The organism is Actinacidiphila sp. bgisy144 (assembly GCF_057708105.1).
On the sequence record NZ_JBYIRM010000001.1, the window covers coordinates 132,117 to 148,405 of the forward strand.

Genomic DNA, 16,289 nt, shown 5'->3' on the forward strand with positions numbered 1-16,289 from the left:
GGGAGTGCCATGAGCGGGGCCTGACAGCCTCACACCCTGCCGTACTCCGACGCCGTGCGGCAATTTCCGGTTGAGTGGCAAACTTCACATGCTGCGGAAGGAGGTAATTCCCTGCGTCCGCACCGCCCGAACGCTAAGCTGCTGCGCCCGGTTTACCCGGACGCAGCAGCATCAACTCACCTGATTATCGGACAGATGCGGCGATTGCTCAGCTGCCGGCGTCCTCCAGCATCTCGGTGACGAGCGCCGCGATCGGCGACCGCTCGGACCGGCTGAGCGTCACATGCGCGAAGAGCGGATGGCCCTTCAGCTTCTCCACCACCGCGACCACGCCGTCGTACCGCCCCACGCGGAGGTTGTCGCGCTGGGCCACGTCATGGGTGAGCACCACCCGCGAGCCGGCCCCGATCCGGGACAGCACCGTCAACAGGACGTTCCGCTCCAGGGACTGGGCCTCGTCCACGATCACGAACGCGTCGTGCAGCGAACGGCCCCGGATGTGGGTCAGCGGCAGCACCTCCAGCATGCCGCGCGCCACCACCTCCTCAATGACCTCCTTCGACGTCACCGCCGCGAGGGTGTCGAAGACCGCCTGGGCCCACGGGCTCATCTTCTCCGCCTCGCTGCCCGGCAGATAGCCCAACTCCTGCCCGCCGACCGCGTACAGCGGGCGGAAGACCATCACCTTGCGGTGCTGGCGGCGCTCCAGGACCGCCTCCAGACCCGCGCACAGCGCCAGCGCGGACTTGCCGGTGCCGGCCCGCCCGCCCATCGACACGATGCCCACCTCCGGGTCCAGCAGCAGGTCCAGCGCGATCCGCTGCTCGGCGCTGCGCCCGTGGATGCCGAACGCGTCGCGGTCGCCGCGCACCAGCCGCACCCGGCCGTCCGCGGTGACCCGGCCCAGCGCCTTGCCGCGCTCGGACTGGAGCACCAGGCCGGTGTGCACCGGCAGTTCCGCCGCCTCGGGCAGGTCGACGACCTCCTGCGCGAAGAGGGTGTCCACGTCCTCGGCGCCGACCTGGAGCTCCTCCATCCCGGTCCAGCCGGAGGTGATGGCGAGTTCCGCGCGGTACTCCTCGGCGAGCAGCCCGACCGAGGACGCCTTGACCCGCAACGGCAGGTCCTTGGAGACGACGGTCACGTCGTACCCCTCGGCCTGGAGGTTGCGGGCGACGGCGAGGATGCGCGAGTCGTTGTCACCGAGCCGGAAGCCCGCGGGCAGCACCCCGGGGTCCGAGTGGTTGAGCTCGACCCGGAGCGTGCCGCCGAAGTCGCCGATCGGGATCGGCGCGTCCAGCCGGCCGTACCTGATCCGGAACTCGTCGAGCGTGCGCAACGCCTGGCGGGCGAAGTAGCCGAGTTCCGGGTGGTGGCGCTTGGCCTCCAGTTCCGTCACCACCACGAGCGGCAGCACGACCTCGTGCTCCTCGAAGCGGGTGAAGGCGCCTGGGTCGGCGAGCAGCACGCTGGTGTCGAGTACGTATGTGCGCCGGTCGTGATCACGGCGGTTCTTGCTGGTCACCACGTGTGGACGAACCCCCTCGGGAGAGGTGAGTCTTGCGGTCCGGCAACCAGGACCCGGATGCCGGTCTGCCAGTGATATGCCCTGGAACAGCCGCGCGCATGCGGATGCATACGACAGTCACCCGACGGTCATCGCTCCGCCACGCAGCGCTCACCGCGCCCTACCGGGTCGCTCAGGCCCCGTAGCGGCGGTGCCGGGCGGCGTAGTCGCGCAGCGCCCGGAGGAAGTCGACCTTCCGGAAAGCGGGCCAGAAGACCTCGCAGAAGTAGTACTCCGAGTGGGCGCTCTGCCACAGCATGAAACCGGACAACCGCTGCTCACCGGAGGTGCGGATCACCAGGTCCGGGTCGGGCTGGCCGCGGGTGTAGAGGTGCTCGGCGATGTGCTCGACGTCGAGGATCCCGGCCAGGTCCTCGATGGAGGTGCCGCGCCCGGCGTGCTCGTGCAGCAGCGAGCGGACCGCGTCGGCGATCTCCTGCCGGCCGCCGTAGCCGACCGCGACGTTGACCAGGATGCCCTCCTGGCCGTCGGTGGCCTGCTCAGCCTCCTTCAGCACGCTCTGGGTGTGCGCCGGCAGCAGGTCCATGGTGCCCACGTGGTGCACCCGCCAGCGCCCGGCCGCGGCCAGCTCGGTGACGGCGTCCTCGATGATGCCCAGCAGCGGCACCAGCTGGTCGGCCGGCCGGTCCAGGTTGTCGGTGGACAGCAGCCACAGCGTGACCACCTCGACACCGGTCTCCTCGCACCAGCCCAGCATCTCGGCGATCTTGTCCGCGCCGGCCCGGTGGCCCTGCTCCGGGCTGCCGCCGGACGCCTTCGCCCACCGCCGGTTGCCGTCCAGGATCACACCGATGTGCTTAGGGGCCTGCGACACGTCGATCCGGCGTTCCACCCGGCGGGAGTACAGCCCGTACACCAGGTCGCGCAGATTCATCGCGTACCAGCCCCTCATGTGCTCGTCGCCCGCGCGGCCACACTACTGCGCGAACAGCCGTACGCACGAACCGGGTCGAGCGGCCGCGGGCCCGCTTGCGCACCGGTTCGGCGGCCGCGAACGGGAGAAGCTTCAACCACTCGTGATAAGCAGAGGCGGTGAACATCAGAAACCTCTACCGCGCCGCCGACGAGCGCTACGACACGATGGAGTACCGCCGCACCGGCCGCAGCGGCCTGAAGCTCCCGGCGGTCTCGCTGGGCCTGTGGCACAACTTCGGCGACGACCGCACCCTGGACTCGCAGCGCGCGATCCTGCGCCGCGCGTTCGACCTCGGGGTCACCCACTTCGACCTCGCCAACAACTACGGCCCGCCCTACGGCGCCGCCGAGGCGAACTTCGGCACCCTCTTCGCGCAGGACTTCCGCCCCTACCGCGACGAGCTGGTCATCTCCACCAAGGCCGGCTACGACATGTGGCCAGGGCCCTACGGCGAGTGGGGCTCCCGCAAGTACCTGCTCGCCTCGCTCGACCAGTCGCTGTCCCGGATGGGCCTGGACTACGTCGACATCTTCTACTCCCACCGCTTCGACCCGGAGACCCCGCTCGAGGAGACGATGGGCGCGCTGGCCACCGCGGTCCAGCAGGGCAAGGCGCTGTACGTCGGCATCTCCTCCTACGGCCCGGAGCGGACCCGCGAGGCCGCCCGCATCCTGCGCGAGCTGGGCGTGCCGGCGCTGATCCACCAGCCGTCCTACTCGATGATCAACCGCTGGATCGAGGACGAGGGCCTGCTCGACGTCCTCGACGAGGAGGGCATGGGCTGCATCGGCTTCGTGCCGCTGGCGCAGGGCCTGCTCACCGACCGCTACCTCGGCGGCATCCCGTCCGACTCGCGGGCCGCCCAGGGCAAGTCGCTCGACCCCGAGCTGGTCAACGACGAGACGATCACCCGGCTGCGCGCCCTCAACGACGTCGCCGCCGCCCGCGGCCAGTCCCTGGCGCAGCTCGCCCTGTCCTGGGTGCTGCGGGACCCGCGGGTCACCTCGGCGCTGATCGGCGCCTCGTCCGTCGCGCAGCTCGAGGCGAACGTCGCCGCCGTCGGCGCGGCGCCGCTGACCGCGGAGGAGCTGGCCGAGATCGACCGCCACGCGGTGGAGCCGGCCGGCGTGAACCTGTGGAGCGTCAGCAGCGACGCCTGAGCACCGGCCGCCCGGGTGCACCCACCAGTGCGGGGGCACCCGGGCGGGAGGGGCATCCGGGCGGGCTTGGCATCCGGGCGGGCTTGGCATCCGGGCGGCCGTCCGGCGGCGGTCAGGCCAGCAGGACCGCTGCCAGGGTGCCGGCGAGCATGAAGGGGCCGAAGGGCATCGCGGTCTTGCGGGTGGCGCGGCGGGCGGCGATGAGGCCGAGCCCCACCACGGCGCCGAGCAGGAAACCGGCGAAGGTGCCGGTCACCACGGCCCCCCAGCCGTACCAGCCCAGGACCAGCCCGAGGGTCGGGGCGAGCTTCACGTCGCCGAACCCCATGCCGGCCGGGTTGACGAAGAACAGCACCGCGTACAGCACGCCCAGGGCGGCGGCGGCGATCAGCGCCCGGGTCCAGGAGCCCTGCGCAGACGGCAGCAGGGCGGCGCCCCCGAGCAGCAGCGCGGTGAGGCCGAGCGCGGGCAGCGTGAGGACGTCGGGCAGCCGGCGGACGGCCAGGTCGACCCGCGTGAGGACGCCCCCGACTGGCACCAGCAGCAGCCACACCGCGAGTTCGGGGTGCCCGCCCACCCGCCAGGCCAGCGCCGCGCACACCAGCGCGCAGCCGAGCGCGGCGCCGTACCCGGGGCCGTACCGCCGCTGCCCCTGCGGGCACCGCGGGCAGCGGGCCGGGCCGAGCCAGCCCCCGACGGGATGCGCGTCCACCGGGCACAGCGCCGCCCAGGGCTCACCGGCGGGGACCGCCAACCGGTAGGCGGCACGCGGCAGGAGCAGCAGCCCGCTCGCTATTCCCCAGACGGCGGCGCCCACGATCAGATAGACATGCACCGGGCCGACCGTACACGGGCGGCCGCGCCGTGAGGGAGGAACGGGTCATGCGCCGACGCTGGCGGGACGGCGAAGGGGCGCTGCGCACACCCACCGGCGAGGTGCCGCTGCACGTCGCCGCCTCCTACCGCGCCCGCACCCGGGGCCTGTTGGGCCGCAGCGGGATCGACGGCGCGCTGCTGCTCACCCCCGCGTCCAGCATCCACACCGTGCGGATGCGGTTCGCCATCGACGTGGCCTACCTCGACCGGCGGCTGCGGGTGCTCGCGGTGCGCACCATGCCGCCCGGCCGGCTGGGCCGCCCCCGGCTGCGGGCCCGGCACGTGCTGGAGGCGGAGGCGGGCGCGTTCGCCCGATGGGGTGTGGCGAAGGGCGTCACCCTGGAGGTACGGGACTGACGCCGGCTCGGGCGGCGCGGGGTGGTGCGGAGCACGGTGCCGGCGCCGGTACGGGCGCGGCGTGCCGCGGTGCCGCGGTGCCGCACGGAAAACGGGCCGGTTCGCAGGGGGGGAGCGCGAACCGGCCCGAGGGGGGGACTTGAACCGTACCGCGCCGGCGCCGTCCGCCGCGGTACGACACGCCGGGCTACGACGCCGCGGGCGGGGTGAAGGTGATCTCCACCCGGCGGTTCTCGCGGCGGCCGGCCTCGGTCGAGTTGTCGGCGATCGGATACTGCTCGCCGTAGCCGCGGACCTGGAAGGTGTGGTTCGGGTCGCCGAGCGTGGCGAGCTGCGCGGCGAGCACGTTGTACACCGCGGTGGCCCGCTGCTTGGACAGCACGTCGCCGTGCGTGCTGCTGCCCAGGTTGTCGGTGAAGCCGAAGACCCGGATGGCCGAGGTGACGTGCTGCGCGTTGATGTCGCCGGCGATCTCCTGGATGCGGGACGTCGCGGTCGCCGAGAGCTTCGCGCTGTCCTTGGTGAACAGCACCTCGGACTGCAGGGCGTACGTCACCGTCGTGTTCGACGTCTCCTGCCGCTCCTCGGGCTGGCTGGCGGAGACCGAGCCCTGGTCGGTGACCGAGACGATGTCGAGGACCTTCGGCGGAGCGAGGGTGGCGCCCGCCTGGAGTTTCAGGTCAGGTGACTTCGGGTCGACCTGCACGGGCGGAGTGGCGGTGGTGTCGCCCGCGGTGGGCGGCGGGGTGGAGTCCGCGGCCGCGGGGGTGGCGGGGGCGGCGCACACGAGGATCAGGGCGGCGGCGGAGGCGCCGATCGCGGCGGCGGCCCGGCGGGGGCGCGGCCCGGGGTGGGGGTGGGGGTGGGGGTGGGGTGTGCGGGTCACGGCGGGGTCACCCCTCGGAGATGGAGATCTTGGCGGGGGGCATGGTGGGCAGTTCGAACTCGACGGAGGTGGTCGACTCCGGGGGGGAGGGGAACTGGGCGAAGAAGGGGCGGGTCTCCTGGGGCTGGATGCCCACCAGGCCCATGGTGCACAGGCACCGCCCGTCGGTGTCCCGCAGGACGTAGTACCGCTTCTTCCCCGCCTCATCCACCAACACGGCCCCGGCGACGGATGCACCCGAGTGGCTGAGCGCGGTCTCCTCCCCGACCCACAGGTCGGCGCTGAAGGCGGTCTGCCCGTTGTTGGTCACGGTGCCCTCCACCGTGACGAACCCTCCGGAGTCGCGCACAGCGGAGTTGATGGTGACGAGCATGTCGCTCTCACCCTTGATCTGGGCCAGCACCTGAGTCGCAGACGGGGACGGCGAGTCCGTGCCGCCTGCGCTCTTCGTGGCCTGGACGGACGCACTCGGCGACGCAGAGGATTTGCCGTCGTCCTTGCTCCCGCCTCCTCCGCCGCAGCCGGCCAGTGACACGACGGCGAGGGCCGCGCATGCCACCGCGGTCGTCGCCCTCCGCCCGTACCTCATCGCTCCCCATTCCCTCACTGATCGTCCTGTGGCGACTTGGCCAGGTGGACGGAGTAGAAGTCCGACAGGTCCAGTGTGAAGTCGCCCGCCTTCGGGTCGATGGCGAGCTCGCTGCCGTCACAGGTGAACCGGAGGATCTTCCCGTCCTTGGCGCCGAAGCTGCACCGGGGTTCGACCACGGCGGTCGCGGTCGCCTTCGCATGGGTGTCCTCGGTGCCGTCGATCACCGAACTGCCCACGGTGCTCTTCGTGATGACGGTGACGGTGTAGCCGGGCTTGTCGGCCAGCGAGTCGCACGTGGCCACCGTAGCGTCGTTGGCGTTCGCGTAGTCCGAGGCGGCGCCGCAGGCTTTCACGTCGTCCAGGCTGGCGCTTTCGAGCAGGCGGGCGAGCGCCGCGACGTCGTCGCCCTGCAAAGCGGCGAGAAACGCTGCCTGGACGTCGTCGCGGTTCTCGCGGGCCGCCGCCAACGCCGCCGAGTCCGCCGCCGTCTGGGCGCTGTTGCGGGTCACCGCCGCCTGGCCGACGGCGAAGTAGGCGAAGGCCAGGAAGAAGAGCGCGCCGATGGCGACGATGTAGAGGCCGACCGTCTGGCCGCTGTCGCCGCCGAGCCGCCTTACTTGCCGCTGCCGCTGGTGATCTTGTTGATGGTGTTGGTGATCGCGGTCTTGATGGTGTTGCCGATGTCCGTCGTTCCCGCCAGGACGCCGATGATCACGGCGATCACCACCGCGATGCCGAGGTATTCGAAGGAGGTCTGGCCGCGGTCCGAGCGGGTCGCCGTGCGGGTGGCCAGGCGGGTGGTCAGCCGGTCCGTGCGGGTGCGGAGCCATACCTCGGCGTCCGTGTAGTGCTGGAGAACCCACCTGTTCATTGCTCGCCCCATTCCTGATCACCTGGCTCCTGGTCACGGCGGCCGGTTCCGGCCGGCCGGTTTCGTCGGGCACGGCGCACCGCCCTTCGCTGCTCCTGCCGCTCACAACGGGCGCGTCCGCGCCCGCAGAGCCAGCATGACGCGAACTCACGCTGCGTCGTACCCCGTTCACGCAAAACAACCGGCTCACCCACCCCCGAAGAGGTCACCGAAGTGAATCTGCGAACCGATGATCGTGCCCGAGATGAGCAGGATCATGGTGGCCGGGACGAGCAGGATCGTGATGACCCCGGTCGCGCGCGGCACCATCCGCGCCGCGCGGCGGCGGGCGTTCTGCGCCTCGGTGCGGCGCATGTCGGTGGCGATCTGGAGCAGCGTGCGCGCGATCGGCGCGCCCAGCTCCTCCCCCTGCTGGAGTGCCGTGACGAACTGCCCCACCTGGTCGCTGCGGTTGCGCTTGCGCAGCTGGTCGAAGGCGTCCCGGCGGCTGACCCCGACGTCCATCTGCCGCAGCGCCACCCGGATCTCGTCCGACCAGGGGCCCTGGTACACGGAGTTGACCCGCTCCAGGGCCTGGCGGAAGCCGAGCCCGGCGCTGACCACGACCGCGAGCACGTCGAGGAAGTCCGGCAGGGTGCGCTCGATGTCGTCGCGGCGCCGCCGCACCGCCAGCCAGATCCCCAGGTCCGCCCACCACCAGGCGTACGCGAGCAGCAGCAGTGCGAGGAACCAGTTGCCGCGGGTGAGCAGCGCCAGCGCGGCGACGCCGCCGAGGAAGCCGTAGACCGCACGGCGGGCGGCGTAGCGCTCCACAGTGAGGCCGTAGGGGTGGCCGGCGTGGTCGATCCGGGCGCGCATCTTCGCGATCCGGGCCGGGCCCATCATGCGCAGCACCATCGGCGCCCAGCGCATGCCGACCCGGTCGATGGCGTTGCCGGTGCGGGTGGTCCGGGTGCGGCCGACCTCCAGGGCGAGCGCGAGGTCGTCGGGGAGCTTGGCGTCCGCGCGCAGCAGGCCGATGCCGTGGACGACACCGGCGACGGCGGCGGCGAGGAGGACGGCGAGGCCGAGTCCGGTCAGGTTCATCGCGGCAGGCTCCTCACACGTCGATCCGGGACATCCGGCGGATGAGCGCGAACCCGACCACGTACAGCGCCAGGGCGACCAGTACGCAGATCCGGCCGATGCCCGAGCCGGTCATCGCGGCCAGCGAGCCGGGCATGATCCGGTTGAGCAGCAGCAGCGAGCCGACGCCGATCACCGGGACCGCGTAGGCGGTGACGGTGACCTGGGACATCTGGGTGCGGATCTCGCGGCGGGTCTCCTTGCGCTCCTCCAGGGTGACGGTGAGGTTGCGCAGGGACTCCACCAGGGAGCCGCCGGCCCGGCTGGAGAGCACCAGCGTGGAGACCAGCACCACCAACTCGCGGCTGGGCAGCCGCTGCTGGAGTTCGCCGAGCGCGTCCTCCACGGAGTGGCCGAGCGCCATGGCGTCGGCGACCTGCTTCAACTCCTCGCCCGCGGGGGCCTCCAGCTCCTCCGCGGCCATGGAGACCGCGGTGCGCAGGGCCAGGCCGGCCTGGGTGGCGTTGGCCAGGACCCGGGCGAGTTCGGGGAGTTGGGCGATGAAGCGCTCGTTGCGCACCCGGCGCCGCCAGGACAGGAAGGAGACGCCGGCCCAGCCGGCCAGCAGCGCGGCGATCGGCCCGAAGAACGGTGCGAGGAGCGTCGCGGCGACCACCCAGGCGGCGACGACGACACCGGCGACGGCGGCGGTGAACTGGCCGGGGGTGAGGTTGGTGCCGGTGGCGGCGAGCCGTCCGGCCAGCCGGCGGCCCCAGGCGTAGCGGCGCACCCGGCGGTCGAGCGCGGCGAACGCGGGCCGCCGGGCGGGGGCGTCGCCCTCTTCCCCGGCGAGGCGCTCGACCAGCGCGGCGCGGTCGGCGCGGCCGCCCCACCAGGCGTGCACGCCCCACACGCCGAGCGCGAGTGCGAGGGTGGCGGCGCCGAGCACGGCCAGCGGGTAGGGCCCGGAGGCGAACTGGGTGCCGGCAAGGAGGGTGCCGGCGAGGGAAGTTCCGGCGGCGAAGGGGCTGGTGGCGGTCACTTCGCCTCCCGGCTGTCGAGGTCGAGTGCGGTGGTGCCGACGCCGTAGGCGGCGGGGATGTGCTCCCCGGACAGGTAGAGCCGCTCGCCGATCTCGCCGGGCAGCGGCCGGTGTTCGAACCAGCCGCGGACGATGCGGTCGACGCCGAGGGGTTCGGCGCGGAAGCGGGTGGCGGAGGTGAGCCGGAAGGTGTCGCGGCCGCGGGAGGACAGCACGGCGATCTCGGCGATCCGGCGGGTGCCGTCGACGTGCCGCTGGAGCTGGACCAGGACGTCCACCGCGGAGTTGATCTGGTCGCGCAGCGCCTCGAAGGGCACCTTGACCTCGCTCATGGAGGCCAGTGTCTGCAGGCGCAGCACGGCGTCCTCGGCGGAGTTGGCGTGCACGGTGGCCAGCGAGCCGTCGTGGCCGGTGGACATCGCCTGGAGCATGTCGAGGGTCTCGCCGCCGCGGACCTCGCCGACGATGATCCGGTCCGGGCGCATGCGCAGGGAGTTGCGCACGAGGTCGCGGATGGTGATGCGGCCGTCGCCCTCGACGTTCGGCGGGCGCGACTCCAGCCGGATCACGTGCTCCTGCTGGAGTTGGAGTTCGGCGGCGTCCTCGACGGTGATGATCCGCTCGCCGTCGGGGATCAGCCCGGACAGCGCGTTGAGCAGGGTGGTCTTGCCGGAGCCGGTGCCGCCGCTGACGATGATGTTGCACTTGGCGCGGACGAACGCGGACAGCAGGAGCAGCATGTGCTCGTCGAGGGTGCCCAGTTCGATGAGTTCCTGGAGCGTGTAGGCGCGCGGGAAGCGGCGGATGGTCAGCGTCGGGCCGGTCAGCGACAGCGGCGGGATGATGACGTTGACGCGCTCGCCGGACGGCAGGCGGGCGTCGACCATCGGATTGGACTCGTCCACGCGGCGGTTGACGGTGGAGACGATCCGCTCGATGGTCTGGAGGAGCTGGTCGGCGGAGGAGAAGCGGGCCGGGACGAGTTCGACCCGGCCGCCGCGCTCGACGTAGATCCGGTCCGGGCCGTTGACCATGATCTCGGTGACGGAGGGGTCCTCCAGCAGCGGTTCGAGGATGCCCAGGCCGAGGGCCTCGTCGACGACCCGGCGGATCAGCGCGGCGCGTTCGGCGCTGGACAGCACCGGGCCCTCGCGGCTGATGATGTGGCCGAGGACGCGCTCCAGGCGGGCGCGGCGCTCGGCGGCGGCCAGCGCGGACATCTCCGCGAGGTCGATCTCCTGGAGCAGCTTCGCCCGGTAGACGGCCACGAGGTGGCCCTCCTGGGTCTGCGGGGTGGCCTCTTCGACGGCGAGGCGGGCACGCAGGCTCATGGCGTCCAGTCCTCCTTCGGCATGGTCGCGTCGCGGTGCACCGGCCCGAACAGGTGGACCCCGGGCAGGACGGACGGGATGCTGACGGTGGCACGCGCGGTGATCTGCTCGGGGTTGTCCACCGGCCAGCTGATGTCGGGGTCGATCCAGCCGCTGACCGCGTCCTGGCCTGCCTGGGCTCCGGCGGTGGTGCCGCCCTGCGTGCCGTGCAGCGCGGCGGTGCGGGCCGCGGTGCGGGCCGCGGTGCCGGCCTGTGAACCGCAGTAGGCGGCGATGCCGAGCTGGATGCCCGCGAGGGCGATGAGCAGGAGGAAGGGCAGCATGCCGAGGTATTCCAGCGACGCCTGACCGGCCGAGCGCCGCACCGCGAGCCGCCCGCCGAACCGCCCGCCCCGGCTCCGCTCGGGACCGCCCCGGCGTCTCACGGGTTCACGCCCTTCGTGGCGGTCTCGTCGACCGTGGAGGCGTGCCCGTGCACGGTGACGGGGAAGTCGATGGCGCCCGGGAAGAGCACCGGCACCTTCAGCCCGAGGGAGACGGAGACCTGCCCGTCGGCGCGACCGACGTCCGGTCCCTGCATGCCGGAGGCCCAGGCGCCCGGGAGGTCGTCGGCCGCGGCCGCGTGGAAGTCGGACCCGACGGCGGCGGCCCGGGCGGCCTGGTCGGCGGCGTTGCCCGCGAGGGTGAAGGTGTAGCCGGCCAGCACCGCCTGCCAGACGAGGATCAGCGTGATCAGGATGACCGGGGTCATACCGAGCGTCTCCAGGGTGACCTGGCCGCGGTCCCGGTCGGCGCGGCGCAGCCGCTTCCCGCCGGACCGACCGGTCGGCGCCACCGCGGTGACCAGGCCCAACTCCCCGGCCAGCGACCAGATCCCGCCGCGGACGGCGGAGCGGCCGTCCAGGTCGTGCAGGCGTCCGGCGTCGATGACGGGCTGGAGTTCGCGGAAGCCGGCCGGGATCGCCGCCTCGGCGACCTTCGTGCCGGTGATCCGGCCGACCAGCGACGGCTGGATCTCGCTGCCGCGGGTGTAGCGGTTGACCGCGGTGGTGGTGTCCTGCGCCTTGCGGACCTGCAACCGGTCCCACATCCGCACCATCCGCTTGGCGGCGCGTACGGCGACGACGTCGGGGGTGGTGACCAGCACGGCGGTGTCGGCGGTCTCGACGGCGACCGCGTTGGCGCTGGTGACCTGGGTGCCGCAGTCCACGACGACGACCTCGTACCGCTGCCGCAGGGCGGTCAGCACCAGGCGGGCGGCGCGGTCGGTGACCTCCTCGCCGCGCTCGCCCTCGGCGGGGGCGAGCAGCAGCGCGATCCCCGACTCGTGGACGTACATCGCGTCGTTCAGCACGCGGGAGGAGACGTCGGCGATGTCGGCCAGGTCGGCGACGGAGCGGCGGAACTGCACGTCCAGGTACGACGCGACGTCGCCGCCTTGCAGGTCGAGGTCGACCAGGGCGGTGGAGCGGCCCGACGCGTGGGCAGCCAGGGCGAGTTGGACGGCGGTGACGGTGGTGCCGACGCCGCCCTTGGCGCCGGCCACCGCGACCAGGGTGCCGCCGGTGACGGCGGGCAGCGCGGTCCGGCCGGGCGCCAGGTGGCGGCGCACCCCGTCCGCCCAGGCGGCCGCGGCCTCCACGCGGGCGCCCAACTCGTCGTAGGCCAGCGGCAGTCCGATCACGCCGCGGGCGCCGGAGTTCATCGCGGAGGCGAGCATCGACGGGCTGGGGTCGGCGGTGAGCAGCACCACGCCGACCGCGGGGAAGCGCAGCGCGATGTCCCGGACCAGGTCCAGGCCGGGCATCGGGCCGATCAGGTCGTGGACGACGACGACCTCGGGCAGCTCCTCGACGCCCGACTCGGCGGCGCGGGCGAGCGCGTCGAGCAGCGCGGTGGAGCTGGGCAGGGCCGGCGCCGGTTCGGCGCCCGGGAGTTGGCCGAGCAGGCCGAGTAGCGCGCGGGCGGTGTCGGCGTCCGCTGTGCCGGCGAGGATGCGTACGGTCATCTCGGCCCTCCCCGGTCCGGCCGGCGCGCCGCCGTGCGGGGGCGGCCGGGGCGGCGGCCCGGGGCCGCGCCCGGCCTCATCGCCCGGCTCCCGCGGACGTGTCGCCGGAGAGCGTGTAGGTGCGGTCGCTGTCCGGGGGCGCCGCGGTGTCGCCGGGGGCGACCAGCGCGAGCCGGACGTGCTCGGCGAACGACTCGGCGTACGCGACGCGTTGGGCGTCGGCAGCGTCGAGTGCGAAGGTGATCGGGACGCCCTCCTCGGACAGCCGCTGCGCGTCCTCGTTCTTGTCGAACGCCTTGATCTGGCCGACGTCCAGCACGGACGCGTTCGCCACGATGATCTTCGAGACGTCCGGGTCGGTGTCCTTGCGGCCGGCGAAGGTGGCGAAGATGTTCACCTTGGCGCCGGGGGTGATCTTGCCGGCCACCCCGGTCTCCGCGTCGATCATGATGGCGATCTCCATCTGCCCGGGCTTGAGTTCGGGCTGCGCGGCGACCATGTCGGACTCCAGCAGCGAGCCCTTCTTCAGCGCGACCGCGGCGATCTTCCCCTGGAGCGCGCCGAGGTCGCGTACCGCGGTGTCCGGCAGCCACCGCTTCGGCATGGATATCCGGCGCACCTTCGAGGAGTCCAGCGCGGTGTACGCGGGCACGTCGGCGGTCAGTTCGTACGCCGTCACCTTCTGGCCCACCTGGGTGCGGGCGTTGTCGACGACGGCGAGCACCCCGGCGAAGGCGGCGACCGCGCAGACCACGGAGACCACCAGGAGGACGACGCCACGGCGCTGACGTGAGTTCATGGGCGGGTGGACCTATCGCTTGTGGGGTTCGAGTTGGGGGCGGCGCGGCGTCTCCACGGCCCGGTCGGGCGGGCGGGCGGCGGCGTGCCGGGCGGGGGTGGTGCGCTCGCCGATCTTGGTGGCGCAGAACAGGCACTGGTCGCCGATGACTTCGAGTCCGCACCAGGTGCAAGTGTCGCGGCGCACCGAGGTGACGAGCTGGTAGAGCATGCCGACGTCGGCGATGTACGCGGTGAACTCGACCAGTCGCGAGGTGCCCCACCAGCGGGCGGAGTCGGCGGGCAGCGGCACCTCCCGAAGGGCCTGTGTCTGCCAGCCGGCGGCGAGCGGCCCGGCCACCCAGCCGGGGTCCAGGCCGCTGCCGGCCACCGCGAGCTGCGTGGTGTAGGAGGGACCGGGCGGCACGTGGGCCGCGTCGGCCTCGCCGAGGTAAGGCTCGGGGTGGGCGAGCACCGCGAAGTGCCGCCCGGGCACGAGGGACTTGACGTGGCTGCCGACGCCGACCGGCACCCGGTCCAGCTTGCTGACGGAGGCCAGCAGCGCGCCGGAGTGCAGGTAGTACGAGAGCAGGCGGGCGGCGCCGGCTAGCACGCCGGGGCCCAGGTCGGTGCCGGACAGCTGCCGCAGCTGCTCGCCGAGCAGGGTGCGGGCCAGCGGGGGCAGGGTGAGCGGCACGATGGCGATCCGGTCGCCCTCCAGCGCGGAGCGCACGGTGTGCATGCGGCGCCGCGCGGGGTCGTCCGCCTCGACGGGGGCGAGCGCGATCAGATGGCCGTGCGCGTCCAAGGCGGCGGAGGTGCGCACCACGTGCTCCTCCAGCGGCAGCGCGAGGTCGTCCGCGGTCACCGTGATGACGCTCGGCATGCGGCACCTCCCCATCTGCGGTGCGCCGGCCGGGTCGAGCGGGGGTCCGCCCGGCTGTACGCGGTGGTCAGCTTATCGACGTGTAGCAGGTTGAGCGCGGAAAGTCGCGGATCGGAAACCGTGAACGACCGGTGTCCACCAGGGGTCTTGACAACCTTATTGGTCTGGACCAACTTTCTCCCTATTACCTGTGTCCATGCCAACGATGGCCACCGGGTCACCCGCACACCCCACCACCCCCCAACTCCTTGCCCCCAGGAGGCAGTCGTGGAACGTGCATCGCGCGCGAATCAGCACCCAGCAGGCCATGCGAGGTCCGCGGCGACGTTGCGGCGCCGGCTGGTCGCCGGGCTCAGCGCCGCCGCCGTCATCGGCTCGGGCGTCGCACTCGTCACCCAGGGCGCCGCGTCCGCCGCCGACACCAACCTGGTCACCGACTCCGGCTTCGAGAGCGGGCTTTCGGGCTGGACGTGCAGCGCCGGCAGCGGCGCCGTCGTCACCAGCCCCGTGCACTCCGGGTCGAGCGCGCTCAAGGCCACCCCGACCGCGAGCGACACCGGGCAGTGCACGCAGACGATCAGCGTGCAGCCCAACTCCTCCTACACCCTCAGCGCTTGGGTGCAGGGGTCGTACGTCTACCTCGGCGCTACCGGCACCGGCGGCACCGACCCGTCCACCTGGACACCGAGCGCCTCCTCCTACAGCCAGCTCAGCGTCAAGTTCACCACCGGCGCGAGCACCACCTCGGTGACCGTCTACACCCACGGCTGGTACGCCCAACCCGCCTACTACGCCGACGACGTGACCCTGACCGGCCCGGGCGGTACCGCGACCACCCCGCCGACCACGCCCCCCACCACTCCCCCGACGACCCCGCCCACCACTCCCCCGACCACACCTCCCACCACGCCGCCGACGAACCCGCCGGCCACCGACGTCCCCGCACACGCGGTGACCGGCTACTGGCAGGACTTCGACAACGGCGCGGCCGTGCAGACCCTGGCGCAGGTGCAGAACCAGTACGACATCATCGCCGTGGCCTTCGCCACCGCCACCACCACGCCCGGCGCGGTCACCTTCTCCCTGGACCCGGCGCTGAACTACAGCGACGCCCAGTTCAAGGCGGACATCGCGGCCAAGCAGGCGGCGGGCAAGAAGGTGGTGATCTCCGTCGGCGGGCAGAACGGCACCATCTCGGTGCGCGACTCGGCCTCGGCGACGAACTTCGCCGACAGCGTCTACAGCCTCATGCAGACCTACGGCTTCAACGGCGTGGACATCGACCTGGAGAACGGGATCGACTCCACCTACATGTCGCAGGCGCTGCGCGACCTCAGCGCGAAGGCCGGTTCCGGCCTGATCATCACGATGGCGCCGCAGACCATCGACATGCTCTCGGCCTCCAGTGACTACCTGGCCACCGCGCTGAAGATCAAGGACATCCTGACGGTCGTCAACACCCAGTACTACAACAGCGGTTCGATGAACGGCTGCGACGGCGGCGTCTACAGCCAGGGCAGCGTGGACTTCATCACCACGCTGGCCTGCACCGCGATCCAGGCCGGGCTGGACCCGTCCCAGGTCGGCATCGGCACCCCGGCCTCCAGCAGCGCGGCCGGCTCCGGCTACGTCTCCCCGACGGTGGTCGACAACGCGCTCGACTGCCTGGCCAGCGGCACCAACTGCGGCACCTTCCACCCCTCGGCCAAGTGGCCCACCATCCGCGGCGCCATGACCTGGTCCACGAACTGGGACGCGTCCAACGGGAACTCCTGGTCGAACACGGTCGGCGCGCACGTCCACGCGATGCCGTAGCCGGCACCACCCGCGGCAAGAGAAGCGAAGGGAGCGTCCCCCGGCCGGGGGGCGCTCCCTTCGTGTGGTGCCCTGCCAGGGGCGGCGGTTCGGCCCAGGCCGGCGCGGCGGTTCAGGCC

16 protein-coding genes and 1 pseudogene are annotated in these 16,289 nt (G+C 72.5%); 3 read left to right on the forward strand and 14 right to left on the reverse strand.

Features of this window, described 5'->3' with window-relative positions; translation table 11 throughout:
- Window positions 1–208: 208 nt before the first annotated feature.
- On the reverse strand, window positions 209–1,528 hold the full coding sequence (gene phoH2, locus AC3EVP_RS00650) for an RNA 5'-3' helicase PhoH2 (RefSeq protein ID WP_335980758.1): 1,320 nt from the start codon (window positions 1,526–1,528) through the stop codon (window positions 209–211).
- 172 nt (window positions 1,529–1,700) lie between these two features.
- Window positions 1,701–2,462, reverse strand: a complete 762-nt coding sequence (locus AC3EVP_RS00655) for an isoprenyl transferase (RefSeq protein ID WP_335980760.1) — start codon at window positions 2,460–2,462, stop codon at window positions 1,701–1,703.
- A gap of 158 nt (window positions 2,463–2,620) precedes the next feature.
- On the opposite strand from AC3EVP_RS00655, the gene mgrA reads away from it, so the two are divergent.
- Complete coding sequence (gene mgrA, locus AC3EVP_RS00660; protein ID WP_435124704.1) at window positions 2,621–3,664, forward strand: L-glyceraldehyde 3-phosphate reductase; 1,044 nt, start codon at window positions 2,621–2,623, stop codon at window positions 3,662–3,664.
- A 112-nt stretch (window positions 3,665–3,776) separates the two neighbouring features.
- Here mgrA and AC3EVP_RS00665 read toward each other — a convergent pair whose 3' ends face one another.
- Window positions 3,777–4,499, reverse strand: a complete 723-nt coding sequence (locus AC3EVP_RS00665; protein ID WP_435124706.1) for a prepilin peptidase — start codon at window positions 4,497–4,499, stop codon at window positions 3,777–3,779.
- 47 nt (window positions 4,500–4,546) lie between these two features.
- Here AC3EVP_RS00665 and AC3EVP_RS00670 point away from each other — a divergent pair, with 47 nt between their 5' ends.
- Window positions 4,547–4,897: a DUF192 domain-containing protein gene (locus AC3EVP_RS00670; protein WP_335980763.1), complete on the forward strand. Its 351-nt coding sequence runs from the start codon at window positions 4,547–4,549 to the stop codon at window positions 4,895–4,897.
- A 187-nt stretch (window positions 4,898–5,084) separates the two neighbouring features.
- On the opposite strand, the gene AC3EVP_RS00675 is transcribed toward AC3EVP_RS00670, so the two are convergent.
- The 11 genes and pseudogenes from AC3EVP_RS00675 to AC3EVP_RS00725 form a co-directional block, all read right to left on the reverse strand.
- Window positions 5,085–5,783 (reverse strand): OmpA family protein, encoded by a 699-nt coding sequence (locus AC3EVP_RS00675; protein WP_435124709.1) that lies wholly within the window; start codon window positions 5,781–5,783, stop codon window positions 5,085–5,087.
- 7 nt (window positions 5,784–5,790) lie between these two features.
- The gene (locus tag AC3EVP_RS00680) at window positions 5,791–6,186 is read right to left on the reverse strand and encodes a hypothetical protein (protein WP_335980764.1); all 396 of its coding nucleotides are present in this window, start codon (window positions 6,184–6,186) and stop codon (window positions 5,791–5,793) included.
- 200 nt (window positions 6,187–6,386) lie between these two features.
- Window positions 6,387–6,956 (reverse strand): annotated as a pseudogene (locus tag AC3EVP_RS00685) (pilus assembly protein TadG-related protein); the annotation flags it as partial.
- Window positions 6,957–6,988: 32 nt separating this feature from the next.
- Window positions 6,989–7,246, reverse strand: a complete 258-nt coding sequence (locus AC3EVP_RS00690; protein WP_335980765.1) for a hypothetical protein — start codon at window positions 7,244–7,246, stop codon at window positions 6,989–6,991.
- A 186-nt stretch (window positions 7,247–7,432) separates the two neighbouring features.
- The gene (locus AC3EVP_RS00695; RefSeq protein ID WP_435124713.1) at window positions 7,433–8,332 is read right to left on the reverse strand and encodes a DUF5936 domain-containing protein; all 900 of its coding nucleotides are present in this window, start codon (window positions 8,330–8,332) and stop codon (window positions 7,433–7,435) included.
- A gap of 13 nt (window positions 8,333–8,345) precedes the next feature.
- A complete protein-coding gene (locus AC3EVP_RS00700) occupies window positions 8,346–9,266 on the reverse strand; it encodes a type II secretion system F family protein (protein WP_435125554.1) in 921 nt (306 codons plus the stop codon).
- 83 nt (window positions 9,267–9,349) lie between these two features.
- A complete protein-coding gene (locus AC3EVP_RS00705) occupies window positions 9,350–10,684 on the reverse strand; it encodes a TadA family conjugal transfer-associated ATPase (RefSeq protein WP_435124716.1) in 1,335 nt (444 codons plus the stop codon).
- Window positions 10,681–11,109: a TadE/TadG family type IV pilus assembly protein gene (locus AC3EVP_RS00710; protein WP_435124719.1), complete on the reverse strand. Its 429-nt coding sequence runs from the start codon at window positions 11,107–11,109 to the stop codon at window positions 10,681–10,683. Before AC3EVP_RS00710 ends, AC3EVP_RS00705 begins: the two co-directional genes overlap by 4 nt.
- Complete coding sequence (locus tag AC3EVP_RS00715; protein ID WP_435124722.1) at window positions 11,106–12,692, reverse strand: CpaE/TadZ family protein; 1,587 nt, start codon at window positions 12,690–12,692, stop codon at window positions 11,106–11,108. Before AC3EVP_RS00715 ends, AC3EVP_RS00710 begins: the two co-directional genes overlap by 4 nt.
- A gap of 76 nt (window positions 12,693–12,768) precedes the next feature.
- Window positions 12,769–13,491, reverse strand: a complete 723-nt coding sequence (gene cpaB / locus AC3EVP_RS00720) for a Flp pilus assembly protein CpaB (RefSeq protein WP_435124725.1) — start codon at window positions 13,489–13,491, stop codon at window positions 12,769–12,771.
- A 12-nt stretch (window positions 13,492–13,503) separates the two neighbouring features.
- On the reverse strand, window positions 13,504–14,355 hold the full coding sequence (locus AC3EVP_RS00725; RefSeq protein WP_435124727.1) for a hypothetical protein: 852 nt from the start codon (window positions 14,353–14,355) through the stop codon (window positions 13,504–13,506).
- A gap of 267 nt (window positions 14,356–14,622) precedes the next feature.
- Between AC3EVP_RS00725 and AC3EVP_RS00730 the strand changes: the two genes are divergently transcribed.
- Window positions 14,623–16,170, forward strand: a complete 1,548-nt coding sequence (locus tag AC3EVP_RS00730; RefSeq protein ID WP_435124730.1) for a chitinase — start codon at window positions 14,623–14,625, stop codon at window positions 16,168–16,170.
- Window positions 16,171–16,289 lie beyond the last annotated feature (119 nt).

Bases quoted from the DNA above. Each gene is read 5' to 3' on its own strand.
- AC3EVP_RS00655 (WP_335980760.1), bottom strand. From the start codon at position 2,462: ATGAATCTGCGCGACCTGGTGTACGGGCTGTACTCCCGCCGGGTGGAA.
- AC3EVP_RS00670 (WP_335980763.1), top strand. From the start codon at position 4,547: ATGCGCCGACGCTGGCGGGACGGCGAAGGGGCGCTGCGCACACCCACC.
- AC3EVP_RS00690 (WP_335980765.1), bottom strand. From the start codon at position 7,246: ATGAACAGGTGGGTTCTCCAGCACTACACGGACGCCGAGGTATGGCTC.
- AC3EVP_RS00695 (WP_435124713.1), bottom strand. From the start codon at position 8,332: ATGAACCTGACCGGACTCGGCCTCGCCGTCCTCCTCGCCGCCGCCGTC.
- AC3EVP_RS00705 (WP_435124716.1), bottom strand. From the start codon at position 10,684: ATGAGCCTGCGTGCCCGCCTCGCCGTCGAAGAGGCCACCCCGCAGACC.
- AC3EVP_RS00715 (WP_435124722.1), bottom strand. From the start codon at position 12,692: ATGACCGTACGCATCCTCGCCGGCACAGCGGACGCCGACACCGCCCGC.
- cpaB (WP_435124725.1), bottom strand. From the start codon at position 13,491: ATGAACTCACGTCAGCGCCGTGGCGTCGTCCTCCTGGTGGTCTCCGTG.
- AC3EVP_RS00725 (WP_435124727.1), bottom strand. From the start codon at position 14,355: ATGCCGAGCGTCATCACGGTGACCGCGGACGACCTCGCGCTGCCGCTG.